The sequence below is a fragment of the Escherichia sp. E4930 genome (genome assembly GCF_005845405.1).
In the GTDB taxonomy this organism is placed as follows: Bacteria; Pseudomonadota; Gammaproteobacteria; order Enterobacterales; family Enterobacteriaceae; genus Escherichia.
The window spans coordinates 1-6,332 of sequence record NZ_VCDZ01000040.1 but is presented as its reverse complement, the minus strand read 5'-3'; the positions used below and the strand labels follow the sequence as shown (position 1 = coordinate 6,332).

Here is a 6,332-nt window from a genome sequence, read left to right as displayed (position 1 = left end):
TACGAGCGCGGTGATATCTGTAGGTSGATAAGATGCGGCAGCATCGCATCCGACACAATGCCGGATGCGGCGTGAACGCCTTATCCAGCCTACGAGCGCGGGATGTCTGTAAGTCGGATAAGATGCGGCAGCATCGAATCCGACACAAATGCCGGATGCGGCGTGAACGGCTGTCCACCGCGGAGAGGTAAAAGAAAAAGGCCAGCGCGAGGCTGGCCTTTGAAAGCAGGTGAAGAAAGATTACTTCAGACCGGCAGCATCGCGCAGCAGTTGCGCTTTGTCGGTTTTTTCCCAAGGGAAATGTTCGCGACCAAAGTGACCGTATGCTGCGGTTTCTTTGTAGATCGGGTGCAGCAGATCCAGCATCTGAATCAGACCGTATGGACGCAGGTCGAAGAACTCACGTACCAGCAGGGTCAGCTGTTCAGAAGGCACTTTCTCGGTACCGAAAGTTTCCACCATGATGGAGGTCGGTTCAGCCACACCAATTGCGTAGGAAACCTGAATTTCGCAACGGTCAGCCAGGCCAGCAGCCACGATGTTTTTCGCGACATAACGTGCTGCGTAGGCTGCGGAACGGTCCACTTTTGATGGATCTTTACCGGAGAACGCACCGCCACCGTGACGCGCCATGCCGCCGTAGGTATCAACGATAATTTTACGACCAGTCAGACCGCAGTCACCCATCGGGCCGCCGATAACAAAACGTCCGGTCGGGTTGATGAAGAATTTGGTTGCGGAAGTCAGCCATTCAGCGGGCAGAATCGGCTTGATGATCTCTTCCATTACCGCTTCTTGCAGCGATTTCTGGTCGATATCTTCAGAGTGCTGAGTGGAAAGCACGACAGCATCGATGCCGACGATTTTGCCGTCGTCATACTGGAAAGTCACCTGGCTTTTCGCGTCCGGGCGCAGCCACGGCAGAGTGCCGTTTTTACGCACTTCAGCCTGACGCTGTACCAGACGGTGTGCATAGGTGATAGGTGCTGGCATCAGCACGTCGGTTTCGTTGGTTGCGTAGCCAAACATCAGACCCTGGTCGCCCGCGCCCTGTTCCAGCGGATCGGCACGGTCAACGCCCTGGTTGATGTCAGGAGATTGTTTGCCGATAGCGCTCAGGACCGCACAGGAGTTAGCGTCAAAGCCCATGTCGGAATGTACATAGCCAATTTCGCGAACGGTGTTACGGGTGATCTCTTCGATGTCTACCCAGGCGCTGGTGGTGATTTCACCGCCAACTAAAACCATGCCGGTTTTTACGTAGGTTTCGCAAGCAACGCGTGCTTTCGGATCCTGTTCGAGGATCGCGTCTAAAACGGCATCAGAGATTTGGTCAGCAATTTTGTCAGGATGCCCTTCAGAGACGGACTCGGACGTAAAAAGGTGTTTTGCCATATTTAATATCACCTAAAGAGAATTTGGTTAGCTCAAACTGTTGTGTGGATTTTCTGTGGTAGCGGATCCTACCACGACTCTGCAGGTTAAAAACACTGGCAGTCTGAGTGTTAATCAGTATGGATGGATTAACATCTGGATGGCTATTTTAGGTCAATCCTTCACCCGATTTCCACTTTTTTTTGAATCGTGTCTCATTCTGTTAGAAACGTGGCTGGAAATTTTTCCTGACAATGCTGGCATTCTTCGTATTTATCTTTTGCAATTTTCTGCCATTGTGGGGTATAAAACGCGGCGCGCGGCTTAAATAAAAAGCACACGACGTTTCTTTCGTGTTGCCACTTCCAGCCGGGTTGAAATCAGAGTTTTGGCTTGTGGGTTCGTCTTAACGGGCGGCCGTGGAGGTGATACGAAATAATGAACCGTTGTCTGCTGCTTAACCTGTCTCACCGTTCTGGTGAAGATTCGTTCCCCGCACTCTGCATCTCTGCTTTGCATACCTGCCGATGTTATACCCATCTCGGCGCTTCTCAGGATTCAAGAGCTGGTTACAGTTACTGAGGACTGAACAAGGGCGCTCTTGTAAAAACAAGAGTTTTCTCGTGGTTTCGCCGAACAGTCACACTTACGTTCGGTTATGTGCTTAATAATGTTATGAAAAAGAAACCGATTGCGCAGTCGGAGCGTCAGCATACACTGCTGGAAAATCCATGTGCTTATGGGTTGTTATCGCAGTTTCAGGCTGCGATAGTGGTTAACTGTTTTACACTTAATAAAATAATTTGAGGTTCGCTATGTCTGACGACATGTCTATGAGTTTGCCTTCGTCAGCGGGCGAACACGGTGTACTACGCTCCATGCAGGAGGTTGCAATGAGCTCCCAGGAAGCCAGCAAGATGCTGCGTACTTACAATATTGCCTGGTGGGGCAATAACTACTATGACGTTAACGAGCTGGGCCACATCAGCGTGTGCCCGGACCCGGACGTCCCGGAAGCTCGCGTCGATCTCGCGCAGTTGGTGAAAACCCGCGAAGCACAGGGCCAGCGTCTGCCTGCACTGTTCTGTTTCCCGCAGATCCTGCAGCACCGTTTGCGTTCCATTAACGCCGCGTTTAAACGTGCGCGGGAATCCTACGGCTATAACGGCGATTACTTCCTCGTTTATCCGATCAAAGTTAACCAGCACCGCCGCGTGATTGAGTCCCTGATTCATTCTGGCGAACCGTTGGGGCTGGAAGCAGGCTCGAAAGCAGAGTTGATGGCGGTGCTGGCGCATGCTGGCATGACCCGCAGCGTCATCGTCTGTAATGGTTATAAAGACCGCGAATATATCCGCCTGGCATTAATTGGCGAGAAGATGGGCCACAAGGTGTATCTGGTCATTGAGAAGATGTCTGAAATCGCCATTGTGCTGGATGAAGCAGAACGTCTGAATGTCGTTCCTCGTCTGGGCGTGCGTGCACGTCTGGCTTCGCAGGGCTCGGGGAAATGGCAGTCCTCCGGCGGGGAAAAATCGAAGTTCGGCCTGGCTGCGACTCAGGTACTGCAACTGGTTGAAACGTTGCGTGAAGCCGGGCGTCTCGACAGCTTGCAACTGCTGCACTTCCACCTTGGTTCGCAGATGGCGAATATTCGCGATATCGCCACGGGCGTTCGTGAATCCGCGCGTTTCTATGTGGAACTGCACAAGCTGGGCGTCAATATTCAGTGCTTCGACGTCGGCGGCGGTCTGGGCGTGGATTATGAAGGTACTCGTTCGCAGTCCGACTGTTCGGTGAACTACGGCCTCAATGAATACGCCAACAACATCATCTGGGCGATTGGCGATGCGTGTGAAGAAAATGGTCTGCCGCATCCGACGGTAATCACCGAATCGGGTCGTGCGGTGACTGCGCATCACACCGTGCTGGTGTCGAATATCATCGGCGTGGAACGTAACGAATACACGGTGCCGACCGCGCCCGCAGAAGATGCGCCGCGCGCACTGCAAAGCATGTGGGAAACCTGGCAGGAGATGCACGAACCGGGAACTCGCCGTTCTCTGCGTGAATGGTTGCACGACAGCCAAATGGATCTGCACGATATTCATATCGGCTACTCTTCCGGCACCTTTAGCCTGCAAGAACGCGCATGGGCTGAGCAGCTTTATTTGAGCATGTGCCATGAAGTGCAGAAGCAGCTGGATCCGCAAAACCGTGCTCATCGTCCGATTATCGACGAGCTGCAGGAACGTATGGCGGACAAAATGTACGTCAACTTCTCGCTGTTCCAGTCGATGCCGGACGCATGGGGGATCGACCAGTTGTTCCCGGTTCTGCCGCTGGAAGGGCTGGATCAAGTGCCGGAACGCCGCGCTGTGCTGCTGGATATTACCTGTGACTCTGACGGTGCTATCGACCACTATATTGATGGTGACGGTATTGCCACGACAATGCCTATGCCGGAGTACGATCCGGAGAATCCGCCGATGCTCGGTTTCTTTATGGTCGGCGCATATCAGGAGATCCTCGGCAACATGCACAACCTGTTCGGTGATACCGAAGCGGTTGACGTGTTCGTCTTCCCTGACGGTAGCGTGGAAGTGGAACTGTCTGACGAAGGCGATACCGTGGCGGACATGCTGCAATATGTACAGCTCGATCCGAAAACGCTGTTAACCCAGTTCCGCGATCAAGTGAAGAAAACCGATCTTGATGCTGAACTGCAACAACAGTTCCTGGAAGAGTTCGAGGCAGGTTTGTACGGTTATACCTATCTTGAAGATGAATAATTAAGATTATTCCGCTGGCGGGTCGATTTATTTACGTAAATCGGCCCGCTTTCTTTTTATATATTCTTAAAAATAATTTAGCTGCTTTTCTTATTAAATAATCTCCCTACAATCGCTGCATTAATTAAATGCAGAGGGAACGGTTATGAAAAAATGGAAAGTACGTAGCGCGTTGGTGGCATTAATCGTGCTGCTGGCTGGTTGTTCCAGTAATGCGCAGTATAATAGCAGTGCATCTGGCAATGTCGGCACCGCCTGGGGTGGGGATGTGCACTCAACGGTTCAGGGCGTATCTGTTGAGCGAGCCTGGCGCGATCCGGCGGAGATGATCGTTATTAGTTATTCGACTAATGTTCCTTCCGGCTACGACCGCGTTTATAGCATTCGTATTAACGAACTGGAATATGCTATTCGCGATGGTAATTTTAATTCTCTACCTATTACGCGGGTTTATGATTCATCCAATAATGAACCACGCTATATTGTCCATGCCAGAGTAGGAATGAATTATCAATTATATGTCCGCAATTACAGTCGTAACACCAACTACGAGATCGTTGCTACGGTTGATGGCCTGGATGTTCTGAACGGTAAGCAAGGTTCGCTGAATAACAACGGTTATATTGTGAATGCCGGAGATTCGTTAGCGATTAAAGGATTCCGCAAAGATAAACATACCGAAGCGGCTTTTCAGTTCGCCAACGTTGCTGATTCCTACGCAGCCAATTCGGCGCAAGGCGATGTGCGTAATACCGGTGTAATCGGCTTTGCCGCCTTTGAATTACAAGGCCCGGCGCAAAACGCGATGCCGCCGTGCTCTGGACAAGCGTTTCCGGCGGACAACAATGGCTATGCGCCGCCGCCGTGCCGTAAATAGTAACCTTGCTTGATGCCTCGCCCATTTAAGGCGATAATTAGCACAAACTTGTGTTTCGCAAATCCAACCCTTCCTCGTCGGGCCTAACGACGCGGAAGGGTTTTTTTATATCGACTTTGTAATAGGAGTCAATCCATGAGCACCTTAGGTCATCAATACGATAACTCACTGGTTTCCAACGCCTTTGGTTTTTTACGCCTGCCGATGAACTTCCAGCCGTATGACAGCGATGCTGACTGGGTGATTACTGGCGTGCCGTTTGATATGGCCACTTCTGGTCGTGCGGGTGGTCGCCACGGTCCGGCAGCTATCCGTCAGGTTTCGACGAATCTGGCCTGGGAACACAACCGCTTCCCGTGGAATTTCGACATGCGTGAGCGTCTGAACGTGGTGGACTGCGGTGATCTGGTATATGCCTTCGGCGATGCCCGTGAGATGAGCGAGAAGCTGCAGGCGCACGCCGAGAAGCTGCTGGCTGCTGGTAAGCGTATGCTCTCCTTCGGTGGTGACCACTTTGTTACGCTGCCGCTGCTGCGTGCTCATGCGAAGCATTTCGGCAAAATGGCGCTGGTACACTTTGACGCCCACACCGATACCTACGCGAACGGTTGCGAATTTGACCACGGCACCATGTTCTATACCGCGCCGAAAGAAGGTCTGATCGACCCGAATCATTCCGTGCAGATTGGTATTCGTACCGAATTTGATAAAGACAACGGCTTTACTGTGCTGGACGCCTGCCAGGTGAACGATCGCAGCGTGGATGACGTTATCGCCCAGGTGAAACAGATTGTGGGTGATATGCCGGTTTACCTGACCTTTGATATCGACTGCCTGGATCCTGCATTTGCGCCGGGAACCGGTACGCCGGTAATTGGCGGCCTGACCTCCGATCGTGCCATTAAACTGGTACGCGGCCTGAAAGATCTCAACATCGTTGGGATGGACGTAGTGGAAGTGGCTCCGGCATACGATCAGTCGGAAATCACCGCTCTGGCTGCGGCGACGCTGGCGCTGGAGATGCTGTATATTCAGGCGGCGAAAAAGGGCGAGTAATGCGCACGGGTAAAACGTGCCATTAATGTCGGATGCGGCGTGAACGCCTTATCCGACCTACGTTCGGCACCCGTAGGCCGGATAAGATGCGCCAGCATCGCATCCGGCAATGTGCACGGGGTACAAATGTGCCATTAATGTCGGATGCGGCGTGAACGCCTTATCTGACCTGGTTTCGGCGCCCGTAGCCGATAAGCATGCGCCAGCATCGCATCCGGCAATCGCACGGGGTA

The 6,332-nt window shown here is 52.3% G+C and carries 7 protein-coding genes; 6 read left to right on the top strand and 1 reads right to left on the bottom strand.

The genetic code is table 11. From position 1 onward, the window contains the following. Nucleotides 1-240 precede the first annotated feature (240 nt). Nucleotides 241-1,395 (bottom strand): methionine adenosyltransferase, encoded by a 1,155-nt coding sequence (gene metK, locus FFT88_RS24010; RefSeq protein WP_130237401.1) that lies wholly within the window; start codon nucleotides 1,393-1,395, stop codon nucleotides 241-243. A 55-nt stretch (nucleotides 1,396-1,450) separates the two neighbouring features. Between metK and yqgD the strand changes: the two genes are divergently transcribed. The 6 genes from yqgD to speB all read left to right on the top strand — a co-directional run bounded on the left by yqgD (nucleotide 1,451) and on the right by speB (nucleotide 6,099). After that, complete coding sequence (gene yqgD / locus FFT88_RS25895) at nucleotides 1,451-1,702, top strand: protein YqgD (protein WP_135405558.1); 252 nt, start codon at nucleotides 1,451-1,453, stop codon at nucleotides 1,700-1,702. Nucleotides 1,703-1,812: 110 nt separating this feature from the next. After that, on the top strand, nucleotides 1,813-1,956 hold the full coding sequence (gene yqgG / locus FFT88_RS25890) for a protein YqgG (protein ID WP_001297404.1): 144 nt from the start codon (nucleotides 1,813-1,815) through the stop codon (nucleotides 1,954-1,956). Between the two features lie 93 nt (nucleotides 1,957-2,049). Further along, entirely contained in the window at nucleotides 2,050-2,181 is a 132-nt protein-coding gene (gene yqgB / locus FFT88_RS24005; protein ID WP_130218031.1) for an acid stress response protein YqgB, read from the top strand. Nucleotides 2,182-2,189: 8 nt separating this feature from the next. Next, nucleotides 2,190-4,166, top strand: a complete 1,977-nt coding sequence (gene speA / locus FFT88_RS24000; protein ID WP_010347927.1) for a biosynthetic arginine decarboxylase — start codon at nucleotides 2,190-2,192, stop codon at nucleotides 4,164-4,166. A 145-nt stretch (nucleotides 4,167-4,311) separates the two neighbouring features. After that, nucleotides 4,312-5,043, top strand: a complete 732-nt coding sequence (locus tag FFT88_RS23995; RefSeq protein ID WP_135405559.1) for a hypothetical protein — start codon at nucleotides 4,312-4,314, stop codon at nucleotides 5,041-5,043. A gap of 135 nt (nucleotides 5,044-5,178) precedes the next feature. Next, a complete protein-coding gene (speB, locus tag FFT88_RS23990) occupies nucleotides 5,179-6,099 on the top strand; it encodes an agmatinase (RefSeq protein WP_000105566.1) in 921 nt (306 codons plus the stop codon). Nucleotides 6,100-6,332 lie beyond the last annotated feature (233 nt).